This window comes from Paenibacillus tyrphae, from assembly GCF_024158745.1.
GTDB classification, from domain to species: Bacteria; Bacillota; Bacilli; order Paenibacillales; family NBRC-103111; genus Paenibacillus_G; species Paenibacillus_G tyrfis_A.
This window is the reverse complement of the sequence record NZ_JAMZAW010000002.1, coordinates 432862-451048: the sequence shown is the minus strand read 5'-3', so window position 1 is coordinate 451048 and position 18187 is coordinate 432862. Positions and strand designations below refer to the sequence as shown.

General features: G+C 52.1%; 21 protein-coding genes. 12 read left to right on the top strand and 9 right to left on the bottom strand.

Translation table 11 applies throughout. From position 1 onward, the window contains the following. The first annotated feature begins 1 nt into the window (after position 1). From NI000_RS04775 to NI000_RS04755, 5 genes are all read left to right on the top strand, one after another. The gene (locus NI000_RS04775; protein WP_253408202.1) at positions 2 to 1192 is read left to right on the top strand and encodes a glycosyltransferase family 4 protein; all 1191 of its coding nucleotides are present in this window, start codon (positions 2 to 4) and stop codon (positions 1190 to 1192) included. Further along, complete coding sequence (locus NI000_RS04770) at positions 1189 to 2556, top strand: sugar phosphate nucleotidyltransferase (RefSeq protein ID WP_253408200.1); 1368 nt, start codon at positions 1189 to 1191, stop codon at positions 2554 to 2556. Before NI000_RS04775 ends, NI000_RS04770 begins: the two co-directional genes overlap by 4 nt. Positions 2557 to 2598: 42 nt before the next feature. After that, a complete protein-coding gene (locus NI000_RS04765; RefSeq protein ID WP_253408198.1) occupies positions 2599 to 2913 on the top strand; it encodes a hypothetical protein in 315 nt (104 codons plus the stop codon). Between the two features lie 126 nt (positions 2914 to 3039). Beyond that, positions 3040 to 3690: a lectin-like domain-containing protein gene (locus NI000_RS04760; RefSeq protein ID WP_253408196.1), complete on the top strand. Its 651-nt coding sequence runs from the start codon at positions 3040 to 3042 to the stop codon at positions 3688 to 3690. A gap of 175 nt (positions 3691 to 3865) precedes the next feature. Beyond that, entirely contained in the window at positions 3866 to 4519 is a 654-nt protein-coding gene (locus NI000_RS04755; RefSeq protein WP_253408194.1) for an SGNH/GDSL hydrolase family protein, read from the top strand. Between the two features lie 58 nt (positions 4520 to 4577). On the opposite strand, the gene NI000_RS04750 is transcribed toward NI000_RS04755, so the two are convergent. Next, entirely contained in the window at positions 4578 to 4946 is a 369-nt protein-coding gene (locus tag NI000_RS04750; protein WP_010496287.1) for a helix-turn-helix domain-containing protein, read from the bottom strand. 490 nt (positions 4947 to 5436) lie between these two features. Between NI000_RS04750 and NI000_RS04745 the strand changes: the two genes are divergently transcribed. Beyond that, on the top strand, positions 5437 to 5613 hold the full coding sequence (locus tag NI000_RS04745; RefSeq protein WP_253408192.1) for a hypothetical protein: 177 nt from the start codon (positions 5437 to 5439) through the stop codon (positions 5611 to 5613). A gap of 131 nt (positions 5614 to 5744) precedes the next feature. Here the strand turns inward: NI000_RS04745 and NI000_RS04740 are convergent, their stop codons facing one another. Beyond that, positions 5745 to 6116, bottom strand: a complete 372-nt coding sequence (locus NI000_RS04740) for a helix-turn-helix domain-containing protein (RefSeq protein WP_010496289.1) — start codon at positions 6114 to 6116, stop codon at positions 5745 to 5747. A 268-nt stretch (positions 6117 to 6384) separates the two neighbouring features. Here NI000_RS04740 and NI000_RS04735 point away from each other — a divergent pair, with 268 nt between their 5' ends. Both NI000_RS04735 and NI000_RS04730 read left to right on the top strand, forming a co-directional pair. Then, entirely contained in the window at positions 6385 to 6726 is a 342-nt protein-coding gene (locus NI000_RS04735; RefSeq protein ID WP_216797286.1) for an XRE family transcriptional regulator, read from the top strand. Positions 6727 to 6897: 171 nt separating this feature from the next. After that, positions 6898 to 7053, top strand: coding sequence for a hypothetical protein (locus NI000_RS04730; protein ID WP_253408190.1), 156 nt, complete (start codon positions 6898 to 6900; stop codon positions 7051 to 7053). Between the two features lie 65 nt (positions 7054 to 7118). Here the strand turns inward: NI000_RS04730 and thpR are convergent, their stop codons facing one another. Next, the gene (gene thpR, locus NI000_RS04725) at positions 7119 to 7685 is read right to left on the bottom strand and encodes an RNA 2',3'-cyclic phosphodiesterase (RefSeq protein WP_253408188.1); all 567 of its coding nucleotides are present in this window, start codon (positions 7683 to 7685) and stop codon (positions 7119 to 7121) included. 105 nt (positions 7686 to 7790) lie between these two features. On the opposite strand from thpR, the gene serC reads away from it, so the two are divergent. Continuing rightward, positions 7791 to 8879, top strand: a complete 1089-nt coding sequence (gene serC, locus NI000_RS04720) for a 3-phosphoserine/phosphohydroxythreonine transaminase (RefSeq protein WP_253408186.1) — start codon at positions 7791 to 7793, stop codon at positions 8877 to 8879. Between the two features lie 118 nt (positions 8880 to 8997). On the opposite strand, the gene NI000_RS04715 is transcribed toward serC, so the two are convergent. Further along, entirely contained in the window at positions 8998 to 9714 is a 717-nt protein-coding gene (locus NI000_RS04715) for a response regulator transcription factor (protein WP_025851217.1), read from the bottom strand. A gap of 124 nt (positions 9715 to 9838) precedes the next feature. On the opposite strand from NI000_RS04715, the gene trmL reads away from it, so the two are divergent. Both trmL and NI000_RS04705 read left to right on the top strand, forming a co-directional pair. Further along, positions 9839 to 10303 (top strand): tRNA (uridine(34)/cytosine(34)/5-carboxymethylaminomethyluridine(34)-2'-O)-methyltransferase TrmL, encoded by a 465-nt coding sequence (trmL, locus tag NI000_RS04710; RefSeq protein ID WP_054977773.1) that lies wholly within the window; start codon positions 9839 to 9841, stop codon positions 10301 to 10303. Between the two features lie 141 nt (positions 10304 to 10444). Further along, positions 10445 to 10693, top strand: coding sequence for an AbrB/MazE/SpoVT family DNA-binding domain-containing protein (locus NI000_RS04705; RefSeq protein ID WP_010496298.1), 249 nt, complete (start codon positions 10445 to 10447; stop codon positions 10691 to 10693). Positions 10694 to 10791: 98 nt separating this feature from the next. Here the strand turns inward: NI000_RS04705 and NI000_RS04700 are convergent, their stop codons facing one another. Then, a complete protein-coding gene (locus NI000_RS04700) occupies positions 10792 to 12366 on the bottom strand; it encodes an alpha/beta hydrolase (RefSeq protein WP_253408185.1) in 1575 nt (524 codons plus the stop codon). Positions 12367 to 12612: 246 nt separating this feature from the next. On the opposite strand from NI000_RS04700, the gene NI000_RS04695 reads away from it, so the two are divergent. Next, positions 12613 to 12783, top strand: coding sequence for a hypothetical protein (locus NI000_RS04695; protein ID WP_253408183.1), 171 nt, complete (start codon positions 12613 to 12615; stop codon positions 12781 to 12783). Positions 12784 to 13114: 331 nt separating this feature from the next. Here NI000_RS04695 and NI000_RS04690 read toward each other — a convergent pair whose 3' ends face one another. Genes NI000_RS04690 through NI000_RS04675 form a run of 4 tightly spaced genes read right to left on the bottom strand, consistent with a single transcriptional unit; the run spans position 13115 to position 18074 of the window. Further along, on the bottom strand, positions 13115 to 14194 hold the full coding sequence (locus NI000_RS04690; RefSeq protein ID WP_253408181.1) for a phosphodiester glycosidase family protein: 1080 nt from the start codon (positions 14192 to 14194) through the stop codon (positions 13115 to 13117). A gap of 36 nt (positions 14195 to 14230) precedes the next feature. Then, entirely contained in the window at positions 14231 to 14662 is a 432-nt protein-coding gene (locus NI000_RS04685) for a hypothetical protein (protein WP_253408179.1), read from the bottom strand. Then, positions 14659 to 16290 (bottom strand): response regulator, encoded by a 1632-nt coding sequence (locus NI000_RS04680; protein ID WP_253408177.1) that lies wholly within the window; start codon positions 16288 to 16290, stop codon positions 14659 to 14661. Before NI000_RS04680 ends, NI000_RS04685 begins: the two co-directional genes overlap by 4 nt. Further along, positions 16287 to 18074 (bottom strand): cache domain-containing sensor histidine kinase, encoded by a 1788-nt coding sequence (locus NI000_RS04675; RefSeq protein ID WP_253408175.1) that lies wholly within the window; start codon positions 18072 to 18074, stop codon positions 16287 to 16289. The genes NI000_RS04680 and NI000_RS04675 overlap by 4 nt, the downstream gene beginning before the upstream one ends. Between the last annotated feature and the right edge of the window lie 113 nt (positions 18075 to 18187).

The following is an 18187-nucleotide window of genomic DNA, read 5'->3' as shown; positions in this document are numbered from 1 at the left end:
CATGTCAATATTACGAATATTGGCAACGGGAATGGGATGGCCCGTGTATCAGCCAGGAGGATTAAACACATATTTTCGTTCGATATGCGAGAAGCTTTCCGAAATCCATGATCTGGAAGCCATGGTGAGCAGCCCGGAACAGCCGGTGCATCAGGGAATCAAAATCATTCAGGCCACGCAGCCCCATAAGATGATGCTGCTGCGGCAGTTGGCCTTCCGAAAAAAAGCAGCGGCCATTATGAACAGCCGTCCGATCGACGTGCTTTACACGCATTTCTCGCCGTATGCTCTGGGTCCGGCTCTGGAAGCGAAGAAACGGAATATTCCCGTGGTGATGAGCTTTCACGGCCCGTGGGCGAACGAATTGGGCGTAGAGAAGCTTGATTTGGTCAACCGGTTGAGAAACTCGGTGGCCCGGAAGATCGAGATGAGTACGTACCGGCTTGGCGACCGCTTCATTGTACTGAGCCAATTTTTTAAAGACATTTTACACGAATCCTACGGGATTCCGCTTGAGAAAATCGAAATTGTGCCCGGAGCGACCAATATCGATAACTTCAAGCCAGCCTCCGACCGGCAGAAGACAAGAGCCGAGCTGAACATTCCTTCCGACCGGTTTGTCGTATTGACCGTGAGACGCTTGGTCAAGCGGATGGGCTTGCTCAACTTGCTGGAAGCCTGGAAAACGGTTGTGCTTGAGGAGCCGAACAGTCTCTTGCTCATCGGCGGAAGGGGGCCGCTGGCCGACGAATTGAAGGAGAAAATCCGGGAATACGGCCTTGAACATCATGTTCGTTTGCTGGGATATGTGCCGGAGGATCAGCTCCCCTTGTATTATCAATCCTCGGATTTGTTCGTTGTTCCTACCCAGGCGCTGGAAGGCTTCGGCTTGATCACCATTGAGGCTCTCGCCAGCGGAGTACCGGTGGTGGCGACTCCCATCGGAGGGAACAAGGAGATTTTGACGCCGTTCGACTCCCGGTTTTTATTCAAGGATACGAGCGCGGATGCCATTGCCGAAGGGCTAGTTCGTCTGTACCGGGAGCGGGAGACGTGGCCTACTTCGGAGGTCTGCCGCAACTTTGTGCTGTCCAAATATACGTGGAGTCATGCGGCAAATCACGTGAACGAGGTGTTGCTGCGAACCGCGGGCGAACAAAACGATACCATGAAAAGGATGTGCTTATCATGAAATACATTTTATTGTCCGGCGGCTCCGGCAAGCGTCTGTGGCCGTTATCGAACGATACGAGGTCGAAGCAATTTTTGAAGGTGCTGCGCAACGACGAAGGGCAGCTCGAATCGATGGTTGAACGGGTATGGCGGCAGTTGAAACACGCCGATATCGATCAGTCCGCCTACGTGGCCACGGGAAAGGTGCAGCGGGAAATTTTGCAAAGCCAGATCGGCGAGCAGGTTCCCCTGATCATCGAGCCGGAGAGACGGGATACGTTTCCGGCGATCGCTCTGGCTGCCGTCTACTTGTACTCTGTGGAAAGCGTCAGTCTCGAAGAATGCGTAGCGATTCTTCCCGTCGATCCTTACGTGGAAGATCCGTTCTTCGAGCATATTAAGAAGCTGGAGGATGTACTGCGGGAATCGAAGGCGGACTTGGCGCTGATGGGAGTAAAGCCGACTTTTCCATCCGAAAAATACGGGTATATCGTGCCGGAGCCGAGTACGGACAGCGACGAACCGTTCATGCGAGTGGCCAACTTTCAAGAAAAGCCGACGCAAAGCAAAGCGGCGGAGCTGATTGCCCAATCCGCGCTATGGAATTGCGGGATCTTCGCGTTTAAGCTCGACTTCATCATCACGCTGTTGATTAAAAAAGGCCTGCCCATTCAGTATGAGGAATTGGTCCGACAGTACGGGAAAATGGACAAAATCAGCTTCGATTATGAAGTTGTCGAGAAAACGAAAAATATCGCTATGCTGTCGTACGATGGAGTATGGAAAGACCTGGGCACCTGGAATACGCTGACGGAAGAGATGAGTACGCCGATTATCGGCACGGGAATCATGACGGACGCCAGCCAAAATACGCATTTGGTCAACGAGCTGAACATTCCCATTACCGTGCTGGATGTGCCGGATGTAGTCGTTGCCGCAAGTCCGGACGGAATTCTTGTGGCAAGCAAGGAATCGACTCCGAAGATCAAAGATATCATCAAATCGATCGAGCAGCCCCCCATGTATGAGGAAAGAGTATGGGGAAAATACCGAATCTTGGATTGCGTTCTTGGCGAGAACGACCACAAGGCGTTAACCCGAAGGCTGTGCATCTTGGCCGGTAAGCATCACAGCTATCAGGTTCATCGCATGCATGACGAAGTGCTGACCGTGCTTTCCGGCACAGGGGAAATGATCCTCGATGAGCGGCTTCAACCGGTTCAGGCAGGCGACGTCATTCAGATTCCGGCCGGAACGAGACACAGCATTCGCGCGCTGACCGATCTTGAGTTGATCGAAATCCAGAACGGCACCGGAGCTTTTGAAGAGAACACAGTTGAGCTGTGCACGACCTGGACGGAGATCGTCCGGCTATGCATTTAAGTAACCATCAATGCATATTGTTGTGCATAGGAGATATGGAACATGATTTGTACCTGCGGCAATCGGATCAAGAAAGTGTTTTTCTTTGAAACGGACGAGGAATCGGGGAAAGGGACCAATTACGCGGTCAGCTTTGTCTGCACGGAATGCCAGGATAGTAAAACCTACGATGTGAAAATATACAAGCGGCTTGCGGAATATTTGAATATCGATTACGAGCTCGTTTGCTCCTGCTTACGAATTTCCAAGGGCACGCATAAACTGTATCTGGAGTCCAAGCACTTGCTGCAGCTGTTAAATATTCCGGTGGAAGCTGGGGAGAACATTTTGAGCAAGCATATGGCCGCCGAAAAATAAACAGAGCCGTCGTCAACCAGAAGGGAGCAGTCACACTTGAGACGAAAACTTATCCTTTTGTTCCCGATTACGATTTTAATGATGGTATTATTTGCACAGAAAGAGTCTGGACAGAGTGCATCGCTCTTGAAAAATGACGATTCGCCGGCTTCGCCTGGAGCAAGCAATACGGGTACGCGTATTCCGTTGATTACGGATACGTTTGAGGAAGATAGCGGGTTATGGAGCTATCGGGGAACGGCCTTCCGGGGAGAAGGGACGATGGTTTTAACGACCCCCAATCTGAATTCGGCGGGAGCCGCGTGGCTCAAGACGAATGTGGCCGACCGGTGGAAGGTCTCCTTCCGCTATAAGGCCGGGGGAGGCACGGGAGGGGACGGTCTTGCTTTTTTGTGGGTGGCGGGACCGTCGGAAGCGGCGCCTTCCGGAGGATATTTGGGCTTTGAGCCGGCGGAAGGCTACGCCGTGATTTTCGATAATTTTTACAATCCCGAATTAAATGATCCGGCGAGCAATTATATCGCCTTGGTGAAACGTAGCATTACCAATAAAGTGGCTTCGTTTGAAACCGTGAAGACGGAAGATTATAATTGGCACGACGTCGAAATCAAATTTACCGGAGAAAAGCTGGTCGTCATGCTGGACCGGGTGAGGGTGCTTTCCGAAGCTGTCGATGGAGCGGATCCATTGCGGGCTATCGGTTTCAGCGCAAGCACGGGAGAATATACGAATTCGCATATAATCGATAACTTTAGTATAGAGCTGGAACCATCATGATCCAAGGGACAACAAGAGAAGTGGAGGTTACAGAATGAATCTATTGGATTTCATTAAAAGTTTAACCATCCTATTGTTTGCCGGAATATCCTCGTTAGATATGAGTAACTCCTCGGGTTGCACCAATCCTGAATATTTTTTGGCCCATCGAACCGCTTGCCGTCAAATTTCTCCCGTGGTCAAGACGCTGGAATACGAAGCGGCGCATAACAAAGCCTTGTCTATATCTACGATGGGGAGCAGCGTCACAGGGGGCATGGGAGCCTCGCAGAAAGAGAAGAATTGGGTCAGTCAGCTGGTGCAGGCTTTGAAAAAGCAGCCGGGGCTAAGCGGCCTGCAATTCAACAACGGGGGAATTAACGGTTTTTCCACCCAAAATTTGATCGACCATCAAATTCCCGACCGGATTATTCGTCAAAAGCCGACCGTCGTTCTTTTTGAGACAAGCCTATTGAACGATTACCTGCAAAATATAACGATCGAAACGACAAATAAAAACATTGAAACGATTGTGAACCGGCTAAAGCAGGGCCTGCCGGAAAGCAGAATTGTTTTATTGTCTCCTAACCCCAGAAGACACGGGGAGGTCAAGAATAAGGCGGGGCTTACGTACGAGGATTACATTCAGGGCACCAAAGCGTTTATCGAGAAAAACGGCTGGGAATATATCGATATTTATAAGGAAATGAACGAGACGCTCGCTAAAAATAAAATGAACCTGGACCAAGTGTTGAGCGATGCCACACATCCCAACGATGAGGGCTATGAAATATGGGCTAAGATTGTGACCGAATATTTTTTAAAGGGTCCAAAGCAGGATACCGAATAGCCGGCGCGCGGAACATAGCGGAGCCCCAGGCATAAGCCTGGGGCTTTATTTAAAATGCTTAAAAGGACCGCTCTGCCCGGACAAAGGCGATGAACCGCTTGGCTTCCTCCGGCGTGAGCTGTTTTCCGTCAATCGTAAGCGTAAAATGCTGCAAAATCCGTTCGTCCGACAGCTCCAGGCTGTCGACGAATTGTCTGACCTGCTGATCCAGCACCATCTCCGGGTCCTGAGTCCGACCAAGCAAATAGTCGATCGATACTTTGAAATGATTGGCGATTTTCACCAGGGTATCGTAGTCGGGTTCCCGGCGGTTCTTCTCATAATGAGAGAGGGAGGCGCGGGAAATATCGAGTTTCAAGGAAAGCTCTTCTTGAGTCAATCCTTGCTTTTCCCTTAATGCAGCGATGCGGTTTCCAATTTGCCCCAACTGTTCTCACCCCGATCATCTTAAGTATACGATAGTCCTCCGGCTAGGACGAAATGTTTCGTTCTAGGTCTTTTCGTTTGTCGCGAATGAGTCGTTGTGCCTAATCGATAACGAAAAAACAATCCGGAGTAAACCGTTTCAGGAGCAAACTTCCCAGACCAATTGAATGCGTTTGCTTCTTTTGTCACAGCGGGGCCTGTTTTCTATAAAGAACGGCCGTAACGAGGGGTCAAGCTCCCAGACTGTGTTAGGAAGTAATTAAATTATACATTACGTATCGACATTTGTGAAGGATGGTTCTTCCTTGTTTTGGGTGAATTTTGTTACCAAATGGCAAGGAAAAGCGAAAAATTGGGTTACAATTTGTATCTGTTTTATGATACAATAAGTATACAAGATGCCGTTGCAACTTATCCCTGATTTTTCAAATCCAATTATTTGAAGCAGGGGGCTTCCCATACCCAAACCTGTACAGGAGAGATTTGGAGTCATGAGCAGAAACGTTGCCCTTGATATTCGCAGCACAATGAAGCAGCTTGGGATTCACCCTGATAAAATCAACCGTTTTTTGGACGAGCTTAAGGGTTGTCCGGAGCGTAATCATCCGGTCCGGGAGCTGCCCTCAGCCCAGTCGTCCGTACCGCCCGGCCGCACGAAGCCAGGATAAACGATCCGCCGCGAACCGTGCAGGACGCCCAATTGCCCATTATTGCCATTGCGGGGCGCATGTATACCTAATTGTATGGAAATGAGGATCGAGCTAGGCTGCTTGCTTAACAGGAGGGGAGGCTCGCAGCGTTATCTGAGCGATCTTTCGGCCCTTACGAAGGCGATGAACCGTTTCGCCTCGTCAAAAGTCAGTTTCATGCCGTCTACGGTTAAGGAAAATCGGTCGATAATCTTTTCGTCGGACAGCTCCAGACTATCTACGAAAGCCCGTACTTCCGGCTCCAGTACGACTCTTGGGTCCTCGGTCCTTCCCAATAAGTAATCGATGGATACCTTAAAAAAATCTGCAATTTTGACCACGGTTTCGTAGTCCGGCTCCCTGCGGTTTTTCTCGTAATGAGAGAGCGAAGCGCGCGAAATGTTGATTTTACTGGAAAGCTCTTCCTGAGTGAGCGCATGCTTTTCGCGGAGCAGAGCGATTTTGTCCCCGATTCTGACCATTTCCATTTCCCTCCAAAACATTGCCGATGTACTAGTCTCGGTATCACTTTTGTCGAAATCTGTTGAATTCAAGCTTGACTAGATTATACATTACGTAGCAAAGTTTGTGAAGAACCATATTTCAAAAAAAAGTGGCGGTCAATAGGCAAAAAATAATAAAATTTTTTAAATTAAGATACAAAATGTATCAAAATATGATACAATTAGTATGAATATAGAACTAGAACTATAAAACTCGGCCTTCGGGAACATTAAGGAGGAATTAATCATGATCGGGGCAAGAATTCAGTCCCTTCGACATCAAAAGCGCATGTCGCTTACGGAGCTTGCCGCCCGCGCCGGCGTCGCCAAGTCTTATTTGAGTTCAATCGAAAGGGATTTGCAATCGAATCCGTCCATCCAATTTCTGCGGAAGCTCGCGCCCGTACTCGGCGTAAACGTACAAACGCTTATTTTGCACGATCAGGGGGACAAGCCCGAGACGCTGGACCAGGAGTGGGTTCAATTGATTCAGGAGCTGAACGAGCTCGGCCTGAACAAAGAGTCGCTTCGCAAAATCGTCGTACAGCTGAAGATGAGACAAACGGTGACTTACGACCAGGCCCAGTGACAAAATATACCATAAATGCGCCTATTGTCGTGATTTGACAGACCCGCTAAAAAATTCTTTAGAGTCGATAAAATAGCCATTTTAGACTATCAAAAGTGCGGTACATTCCGTTACAATACAGAAATAGAACAAGGGAGACCCTGAGGATAACCATTGGAGAGAGAGGTAGCTATGGACAAAACCATATTGCTCGATATTCGAGATATGCTGCGTCAGCTAGGCATGAATCCGATGAAAGCCATGGAGTTTTTGACCATTGAGGAGATGATCCTGCCGCCCGAACGGACGGCCCCACCGGGCGAGGCCGCTCTCTTGACGGGCGATTAGCCCCGCCTCAGGGTACGATGTCCTGCTGCCTTGCCTCTGCCAAGCTCACGATTGTTCGCGTTCTTTCAGCCGAGAGGAAAAGAGGCGACACGCTCGTACATCGGACGGCTGCCCAAGCGGCTGCGATAAAGCACGGTTTCCTTAACCCGCCAAGGCGTATGCCATTCGTCCGGCAGCGCAACGTCCAGCATTGCGGCATGACTTCCGGCCGGACCTGTAAATTTTCTTGCCAGCGTCAAATGCGGTTTATACGGACGGTTTTCCGCAGCGAACCCCAGCGTTTTCATCGTGTCCTCTACTCGGCTTTGAAGCTGCCCTAATTTCTCCACTTCTCCCTGCACCCCGGCCCACAGCACCGACGGAGCACTCGGTTTGCCGAACACTCCCAAGCCTTGAAAATGAAGCGAGAAGGGAGCCGCGCCCGCAGACGCTTGTCCGATCGCTTGCGCAATTCGATCGATTCGGTCCCGTTCAACGTCACCTAAAAACTGTAAAGTAAGATGCAAATCCTGAGGGTGGACCCACTTGGCAAAGGCAAGCCGGTCCTTTAGTCGCAGGACCCAAGACTCGGCGGTGGAGATCATGGACGGCGGAGCAGGGACGGCGACGAACAGGCGGTCGGACAGTTCCATTGGAATCTTCTCTCCTTTCGGATGTTCATGAAACTTACACTTGATGCGGCGCTGCAACCTTTGCTATCATAGCCATATCATATGAAAAGCGAAGGGGTTTTAAACATGTCCAAGCGCGCGTACAACTTCAATCCCGGCCCGGCTGCGCTCCCGCTCGAAGTGCTGCAGAAAGCCCAAGAAACGTTCGTCGATTACAACGGCATCGGCATGTCGCTGACGGAGATCTCCCACCGCAGCAAGGAATATGAAGCGCTGAACCGTGAAACCCAAGAGCTGATGCTCGAATTGCTCGGTTTGTCGTCCGGCTATCAGGTGTTGTTTCTGGGCGGCGGCGCCAGCATGCAGTTTTCAATGATTCCGCTCAACTTCCTGAAGCCTGGCAAGGTCGGAAGCTACCTCGTAACGGGCAGCTTTTCCGAGAAGGCGTATCAGGATGCCAAAATTGTCGGAGAAGCGGTAGTCGCCGCCTCCAATAAAGAAACGAACTGGAGAAGCCTGCCGAAAGCAGGAGAAATTCGGATCGATCCGAACTCCGCTTACGTGCATATGACAACGAACAATACGATCGAAGGCTCGCAATGGTCCGACATTCCGGAAACCGGAGACATTCCGCTGATCGGCGATATGACCAGCGGCATTTTGAGCCGTCCGATCGATGCCCATAAATTTGCGATGATCTATGCAGGGGCTCAAAAAAACCTCGGTCCTGCCGGCGTAACCGTGGCGGTCATCCGCGACGATCTGCTCCAGGAAGAGCCGAAGCATGTTCCCGTCATGCTGCGCTATACGACGCATGCCAAAAATCAGTCGCTGTATAACACGCCTCCCGTACATTCGATCTATGTCGTTAACCTGATGCTGAAATGGGTGAAGGAGAACGGCGGGGTAGAGGCGATGGAGAAGCAGAACGTCGCCAAGACGAAGCTGCTCTACGATGTCATCGATGCCTCGGGCGGATTCTATACCGGAAACATCGCTCCGGACAGCCGTTCGATCATGAACGTCACGTTCCGCCTGCCGAGCGAAGAGCTGGAGAAAGCGTTCGTCAAGGAATCGGAGAAGAACAACTTCGTCGGTTTGGCCGGTCACCGCAGCGTAGGAGGCATTCGCGCTTCCGCTTACAATGCGGTTCCTTACGAAGCTTGTGCAGCGCTGGCCGAATTTATGGTTGATTTCCAAAAACGCAACGGGTAATCGGACCCGTCCGGCAGCTTTCGCCACGGCATGAAGCCGAGCGAAGGCTGCTTTTTGTACGGCGCGAATATGACAAGAACGCCGCGGCAAGTTTGCGCGGCGCTCGTTGTATCGGATATTAGGCGTAAGATTCTTTCATGGCGGGCTCGGCCAATTTGTAACCGACGTTGCGGATGGTTACGATATATTCAGGGTTACGGGCGTTGGTCTCGATCTTGTCGCGCAAATGGCTGATATGCACATCGACGATCCGCGTATCGCCGAGGAAATGATAATCCCAGACGCCGTGCAGCAGCTGCTGGCGGCTAAGCACTTTGCCGCGGTGCTTGCACAGGAAGAGCAGCAGATCGAATTCTTTGGGCGTCAGCTCGATCGGCTGGCCCTTGACCTTCACTTCCCGCTGATCGGGTTGAATGACGATCTGACCGATGGACACCGGCGTGTTCGGACTTGTGGAAGGCAGGGTCTGAATGCGGCGCAGGATCGCTTGAATTCGCGAAATCAGCTCTTGCGGGCTGAAAGGCTTCGTCATATAATCGTCGGCGCCGTTATCGAGACCGGCGATTTTGTCGGACAAGTCCTGCATCGCCGTCAGCATAATGATCGGTACGAGATTGTTCTGGCCGCGCAGCTTGCGGCACACTTGAATACCGTCCATCTTGGGCAGCATCAGGTCGAGCACGATCAGATCGGGGCGGAAATGCTGAATCGCCTGGAATACCGCTTCACCGTCGTAGACGCAGTGCACTTCGAAGCCGACAAGCTTCAGGTTGAATTCTATGAGCATCGAAATTGAAGGTTCGTCGTCAACGACAAGAATTTTCTTCTTCATCATTTCGGTAGTCTCCTTTGTAGTCACTTGGATGAATTCATTATCTCAAGCCACTATCATCTTCGTATTAAGAAAAGGTAAAACGTATGTAAAATTAATGAGGCATACAGGAGGAAAACGGAGCAGCATGGCTTTTCATATCGTACTGGTAGAGCCGGAAATTCCGGCCAATACGGGGAATATCTCCAGAACGTGCGCCGCGACCGGCACTTGGCTGCACTTGGTTCGTCCGCTCGGCTTCGATACCGACGACCGGACTCTCAAGCGGGCCGGACTGGACTATTGGCACGCCGTCAAGCTGGAGTATCACGATTCGTTTCAGGAAGTGAAAGATAAATACAAGGACGGCCGCTTCTTTTTTGCCACGACCAAGGCGTCTAAAGTTTACACGGATTTGACATTTCAAGACGGCGATTTTTTGGTATTCGGCAAAGAGACGAAAGGGCTTGCTCCGGAGATTTTGGCCGAGCACCCGGATTCGCTTATGCGGCTGCCGATGACGGACGCCGTTCGTTCGCTGAACTTGTCCAACGCCGCGGCGATCGTCCTGTTCGAAGCGCTCCGGCAGACCGGATTTCCAGAATTGTCCTAAAGTTCGACCCATTTCGTTACGAAAATGCGACTCTCATAGAAATCAACGGAGAAAACTCGCAATTATGGGAAGGAATTTTAACATCAGCGTCGAACTATATGGAGGGCAAGCGTAATCGTGTGAAAGTGAGGTGAATTGATGATGAAACCGGCAGGAGTAGTAAGAAAAGTCGACCAGCTCGGCAGAATTGTACTCCCGAAATCGCTGCGCAAAAGATACCAAATGAACGAAGGCGATCCTGTTGAAATATTGGTAAGCGGTGATCATATCATTCTGGAGAGGTATCGTCCCCGCTGCGTATTTTGCGGCTCGATGGAGCAAGTGAGCGATTTCAAGGAAAGACATATCTGCGCCGAATGCCTGGGCGAGATGCATCAATTGAAAGGGTAATCCGAGCGGCTGCGCAGGGTTAGCCCGCAACTGGAGAAGCACGGCCGGTTCGTTCCGTAAGGGACGCCGGCCGTGCTTTTTCGTCTGCTGGAAGCCGCTTATAGCTTTTCCTCCGCCGGGGGCGCGGATAGGCTGTTTCTTTTTTTGCGGACCCATTTGCGCAGCTCTTTGGTATTGCCGTTTTCCTGATAAATGGCGATCAACCGGTCATAATACAAGGTTTCGTCCGCCAAGCCGTGCTGCAATCCGCTGAGCAGGAATGGAATAGCTTGGCCGCTTTTTCCGGTCAGCATGCAGTAATCGGCCGCCCATAAGGTGATGCCTTCCCATAGCTGCTCCACTTTTTCTTTCAACGATAAGGCAAAAGGATCGTAGCACCCCGGCATGAGCTTGCCGCTGAGCCGGCTAAGCAAATCTTCGCACAGCCCGTACTTCACCTCGCTATCCTGCTCTGCGGCGACCTGCTGCAGATCGTTCAGAAATTCCATTAAATCGCAATCGACAACATAATTTAGCTTGACGACATCTCTTCCGATCGTAAGGCACGGCTTCTCCGTATTATTCGTCTCCAGCAGTTTGGCGAAGTGGCTTAAGTAGACGCGCAAATTCCGCATCGCATTCGGGTGCTCGACTTCCGGGAATAGAGCTTCGCACAGCTGCTCCCGCGTAGCGGTCGGGTGAAAGGCCAGATAGATTATCAGGCTTTTGGCGTACCGGGTATTCCAGCCGCCCGGCACGATCCGGTCGTTCAGGCAGACCTCGAACTTGCCCAAGCAGCGGATGCGAATCCGGTTGCCGCCCCAATGCTCGTAGCCCTGTTTAGTCAATTGCTGCACGTGCTGCCGCAGCTCGCGATTTATGGCGTTATTCCGCTGTCCGGTAAACGGCTTGCGGCTAAAGGCATCGATCCAGTCGGCCGCATAAATCGGCTGATCGACGAACACCAGGCTCGAGGCGTCGGGGACGACCAAGAAGGCCGTCGTCTCCAGCTGCGCATGTATCAGACCGGCCAGCGCCGGCGTGAAGACAGGGTCCTGCTCGCCGGAGAGCAGCAGCACAGGCTTTTGGAGGAGGAGATAATCTTTCGGAAATACGGGTTTCGTCGCCAGCTCCACCAGTTGAACATAGGTAGGGGAATGGACCCGTTCAAAGGCTTGCACGATTCGCTGCGTCAAGACCGCATCCGCGTGCTTGACGGACATGCGCTTCGCCATCGCTTCCCCGAGCGTTTGACGAGCTGCTTTCTTGGCGAGGGAGACGCGCAGCTTGTATTCTTTATGAAGCGAGGTAAGCGGAAGGTGGGCGAATGGTGAGATCAGGATAAGGCTTTCAACCATTGAGCCGTACGTCAATGCGAACTGGACGGCGAGATGGGCCCCGAAGTCGTGACCCAGCAGGGTGACACGCTCCAATCTCAGCGAGCGCAGCAGAGCAAGGAGTTCTCCGGTCAGCAGCTCCCAAGAAATGTCCGTATGTCCTTCACTGCTTTGTCCGTGGCCGCTTAGATCGTACAATAAGATGGAATAACGCCATTCGAGAAGCGGGACAATGGACTGCCAGAAGGTGGAGTTCAGTCCGGCGCCGTGGATCATAACCAAAGTTTTCGCTCCCTTTGCGGGGCACTCGTAATGTTCGTAATACATCAGAGAATCGGCGGAAATGAAAAACGACATAAGCCCAAAGTCCCCCTATGGGATTCGAATTTTCATTTAAATTAGTCTAATAGGACTAGGTCTTTGGATATTATATCAAATGTTTAGCCAAAATTTAATAAAGCTAGGAGAAAATTTATGAATTCTTTTGGTTTTGTAACCATTCTGTAACGCTCGCTGTGCTAGAATGCCTGTAAGGATTGTTACACTCTTCGGTCAAGCTCATACAAAATCATACTAAAACCATATAGAGGTGGACTTGTCAGGATGGAGCGAATCGCAATGACTACTGGAGATGAAACCGTTATACATTTGGAGATCCGTGAAGTAATGAGGCAGCTTGGGCTCAATCCGCTCGATTGGCAAAAGTTCAGCAGCAGTCCGATCCCCCTTGACCAGACTTCGCAGCCCGATGCGGAGAACGAAGACACACGTTAGCCGATGGTTCTATTTTTTTATAGTGATAGATACAAAGTGTATCTGCCTACGGACGTGAAAACGGGTTGAAAGATACCGGCCGCAAATGCAATCAGGTGCTGTAACGAACCTTGATTGATCCGGAAGCCGAGTCTCTCAACCCGCAGGCGAAGGGAAGCGTATGATTAAAGTCCCTTGGTTTTGTCATCATTGTATGCGGCTGTAAGCATCGAGACAATGAACAGAAGAAAAACCACGATAACGATCCAAAATGTGACTGACATTTACTCAGCACCTCCCGCCTATATTATAACCAACCCATTGGCAAAAGAAAACGCTAAATATGTGAATTTTACTTGAAAAACAGGAAGTGCGTTGCCAGCGGCCGCAGGCGTCCTCCGGCATCGGACGGCCGGTTGATTACTTGTCCGTCATAGATCAAGCTTGACGACCCGCCCCCGTCCAGATTGTAGGCGTCTTTGACGCCGAGTGCGACAAGCTTGTCCTGAAGCTCCGGCAGCGTGGCGCCAGAACGGCCGTTTTCGTCGTTGCCGTCCGTCACCATAAAGAGCAGCTGATCGTTCTTAAAGCTGCCGACCACCGTCCGCGGCGCGCGGGCCGGGGAGGTTAGCCACTGATTTGGAATGTTCTGCTTCTTCCCGTCCTGGAGCAGGATCGGCACGAATGTCGCCCCGAAGGACGGCTTCAGCTTGTCCAAATCTTCTTGGCGCGAAAATTTGCCGCCGATCAGCTTCCGGTCGGTGCTGATCCCGATGAACGCCAAATCCTCGAACGTCGGCTCGAAGCCGTAGACATACTTGCCTCCGAGCACCGTCGTGCTAAGCGGGAACCGCTTGCCGGTTTTGTCGTCGTCGGCGAAGCCTCCTGCATTGATCCCGGCGACGGCGCCATAGCGGCGTACCGCGTCCAGCGTGGTTTCGCTGCCCCCGACCTTGTCTTTTCCCAGCACCATCTTCATGCCTTTGTCTGATTTCAGATCTACTTTCAATGCGTAACCTTTATACCTCGCTTCCGTAAACGTATATAATTTTAGATCAACGTTGGAGGTTGTCGTGGCGCGGTTGACCTTGCCGCCGAGCTTGTCGCCGATCCGCGAGTCGAAGATGGCTGCCGGGCGCGCAGCCGCCGATTCCGCAGTTTGCGTCATGGCGGCAGCTTCGGCCGAGCTTTTGGAGTACAGCTCGTAGTACTTCTCGATCGTCGACCGGGTCTGCGCCGCGTCGGCCTTTGTTTTGTCCAGCTTGGCAAGGACGTTCTGCCATTCATCGCCGGCTTTCCACGAAGCGGCGGGAGCCCCGGCGAATGGAGATAGCTCGACCGATACGCCCGCGATAATCAGGAACAACAATAATCCGACAAACGGCGCGCACACCAGCAGCATTGTCCGGTTAATATGTTGAATCGGAATCATGGCTTTCGAAGTTCACTATCCTTTCGTCCGTGCAATCTATTGCAGCGCATCCAGCTGCTTCTTCAGGTCTTCGAGCTGCTTCTTCACTTCGGCGAGCTGTGTATAGAGCTGGTTGCTGTTGTCCGTCTTGCTGCTGGCGCTGTCTTTGGTAAAGGCGAGCAGCTCGTTCACGGCATCAACCTTTGTCTGCAGCTTGGCCATTTCGCCTGTCATGTTGTCTTTAAGCTCGGCGATCTGCTTCTGGTATTGCTCCTGCACGGCGGCAAGCTGCTCATTCGTCTGAGCGGCGAGCTCTTCTTTCAGCTGCCGCTTCAAATGGTCGGTATAAAGCTTGGCGCCCCATGCGCCCGAGCCGACAAGTACGGCCCAGACCAGCGCCAGAATCAGATACGTTTTCCTCGTCGGTTTTCTCGGCTTGACGTTGCGCGGAGCGGACGGTTGTCCCGCCGGCTCGATCTGCATACTCATGGTTGGTTCACCTTCCTGTACTCGTTAGGAGAGACGCCAACCGTCTTCTTGAACACTTTGCTGAAATATTTCTCGTCGTCGTAGCCGACCATGGCTGCGATCTGGGAAATGCGAAGATTCGGGTTCAAAAGCAGCAGCTTGGCTTTATCGATGCGGATGCCGCTTATGTAATCGGATAAATTCACATGAAATTCCTGCTTGAACTTACGGGAAATATATTCACGGCTCAAGTAAAAATGGTTGGCGATTTCCTGCAGCGTAATGTCCTGATGGTAATGATTCTGAATAAATTTGGAAATTTCGAAAATAACGTTGCTGTCCTGCCGCTGGTGCGATAGCAGCAGCCGCGAGAGCTCGGACAAGCTGCGGACGAGCTGCTGCTCCCAGCGGTCGAGGGACAGGAAGCCTTCCTCGTCCAGCGGAACGACGAACGGGGCGCTATGCTCCTCCTCGCCGCGGAGCCCGTCGCCCTCGAACAGCTCGGCCAGCCAGCGGCTGCGCACGACATTGTACTCGTGCCACCAATGCTCGAGCTGCTCCATGTCGATAGAGTCCAGCTTGCGCACGTCCGCGAACCACGCGGCGACCGCGCGGCGGATCTGCTCCTCGCTGCCGCTCTGCACCGAGAGCCGGATCGGTTCGGCGTAATCCGTAAAAGAAAGCTGCCGGCTGCTTGTCGCCGTCGCTGCGGGTCCGGCGATCAGCGTGCGCTTCTCCCGGATCAGCAGATTCCGTCTGCGAAGCACCTGCCTGGCTTCAAGATAAGCGGCCGTCAAGCCTTCGGGGAACGGATGCACCCGGCTGACGCCCGTATCGAAGCAGTTGCGGACCGTGTCCCGGATGCCTTCCCGAATGCGTTCGAGCAATGCCGGCGTCTGGTCCAGTCCGCCGTAGAGCAGCAGGATCGCTTCGCTGTCGCTGTTCCAATACCGGTAGGCAATGCCTTGCCGGGGACCTCTGGACGCGCGAGCGGACAGCAGCTCGTTGCAGATGTTCGTGAGCGAGAAAAAGAGCAGCTCGTAATCGGCCATAAACTTGTCCTTGAAGCTGAGGCTCATCGTATCCAGGCTCAAGATGGCGATCCGGCACTCTTTTACCGAAGGTCCAAGCCCGAACTCCGCGTCCAACGCTTTGACGTGCTGGGAATACAGCTTCGGCTCGGTCAGCAGGTTGGACAATATTTTGTCCCAATAGACCGGCTTGAGCTGATTCATTTCAATATTTCGCGCCTGCTGCAGACGGCGTTCCGATTCTTCGCGCCGGATGGCGGATACCGCCTTCTCCACCGCTGCTGCCAATTGCTCGTGATCGATGGGCTTCAAGATGTAATCGACGCCGCCGTATTGAACGGCATGCCGGACAAGCTCGAATTCGTCGTGCCCGCTAATGACGATCGTTTTGCCGGACGGGTATTGGCTTTGCAGCCATTCCATCAGCTCCATTCCGGTCTTGACGGGCATCATCATGTCCGTAAAGATGAGCTGCGGCCGATGCTCCTCGATTTGGCGGACGGCGTCCAGCCCGTCCTGGGCTTCCAGCACCTGATCGATGCCGAAGTCGCTCCATCGGACGAGCAGCTTGATCGCTTCCCGCACGTGTTTTTCATCATCGACGATGATGGCTTTCATAGCTCCCCGTTCTCCTTCATATGCATGGGCATAAGGATCGTTACCTTGACGCCGTAAGGCTTGTGATGCTCGATCCTCATGTCCGCTTCATGGTTGTAATAGAGCCGCAGACGCGATACCACATTGATCAGACCGATGCTGTCCTCTTCCTGCACAGGTTCCGACGGCGAACCGAGTCTCGCTTTCAGGCGCTGCAGTTCTTCCTCCGCCATCCCTTTCCCATTGTCCGTCACCGTCACTTCCATGCGTCCGTCCTCCGCCACACGGCTTGCGATCAGCAATTTTCCCGTATTTTGTCCTGAGTCGAATCCATGCTTAAAGTAGTTTTCTACAATCGGCTGCAGGATCATCTTGGGCACGGGGACCTGAATGGTGTCTGCGTCAATGTCGTACTCCACGGTTAATTGATGTTCAAAGCGCTGCATCTGCAGCTCCATATAGGAGCGGACATGCTTTACTTCGCTGTCAAACGGAACGATGGCGACGCTGGTATTCATGCTGTAGCGCATCATTTTGGCGAGCGACGACAGGAGCGAATAAATTCGCGGCGCATCGTGCTGCAAGGCAAGCGTTCCGATCGACTGCAGCGAGTTGTACAAGAAGTGCGGATTGATTTGCGCCTGCAGCGCCTTCAACTGATTCGTCTTGTTGGCCAACTCCAGCTTGTACTCCTGCGTGATCAGGTTGTTGATCGTCTGCATCATGATACGGAAGCGGTTCGCAAGAATGCCGAACTCGTCGTTTCCTTTGACGTGAATATCGACCTGCATGTTGCCGGATTGAATTTTTCCGATGTATCCGATCAGCTTTTTAATCGGCGCGGTAAAGCGGAACGAAATGTATAGCGTGGCGGAGATGACCACCACAAGGAACCCGATCAGAATGAGCGTATTGATTTCCGTCAGCTGTCTGGCATTGCTGTACAGCCGGTCGTACGGAATCCGCTTGACGAGCGTCCATTCCATATAAGGCGTCGTCATGCGTTCGTACATTTGAATGCCCTTAAATTCGCCGCTGTCCGATTCGAAGCTTCCGCTCGGTTCGGACAAGCTGAGCAGATGGGTCACCCAAGGCTCGTCGATCCGGGTTCCGAGCGGCCCAGGGCCGTAAACAACGTGGCCTTGATTGTCCAAGATATAAAGCTGCTCTTCTCCTTTTTTATAAAGCTGCTCGCAGATGGAAGAGAGCATGTTCAAGTTAAAGTCAATCGATAAAATGCCGAAGTTTTTCATGGTCACGGCACTGACAACCTTCCGGTGCAGGCTGATCGCGGGAGCCGGAGGCACCGGGCCGAAGCCGCTCGTTCCGTACAAATGGCTCGGGTGCGTCGGCTCCAAAATGACATCCTCCGTCCGGCTGACGGGAGGAATGAATTTTGACCCGCTCGATTCGTTGCGGTAGATGTTCCCTTGCGTCCAGAGGTACGATTTATCCGTATCTGCGATATACAAGTATACTTGCTGGATATCCTTCACGGCGTTGGAGATGCTTTGCAGGCCGCGGACGATCTCGTTGCGGCTCGTGTAATCGGAGGCCCCGGCTTCGATCGCTTCGTAAAAATCAATGTCGTTATACACCGAGAGCGAGGCCTGATGAATGCCGTTCAAATAATTAATAATGTTCGTCTTGCCTTGATAGATCAAGTTGGAATTCGTCTGGAGCGTTTCCTGGGTAATATTTTGCTTCGTAAAATAGTACGTCATGACGATGGAAGTGGAAATCGGCAGTATGGTGGCCGCAAGCAAAAATACAATCAGTTTATTCCGGATGCTGTTACGGATCATCGCGATTCCCTCCACGCAAATGTCGGCGCCACTATTGTACCAGTTGAGGTCAATAAATTCCACCTGATACGTCACCAGAGTGCGTGTTCTTTGCTTTTTGAGGCTTATATACT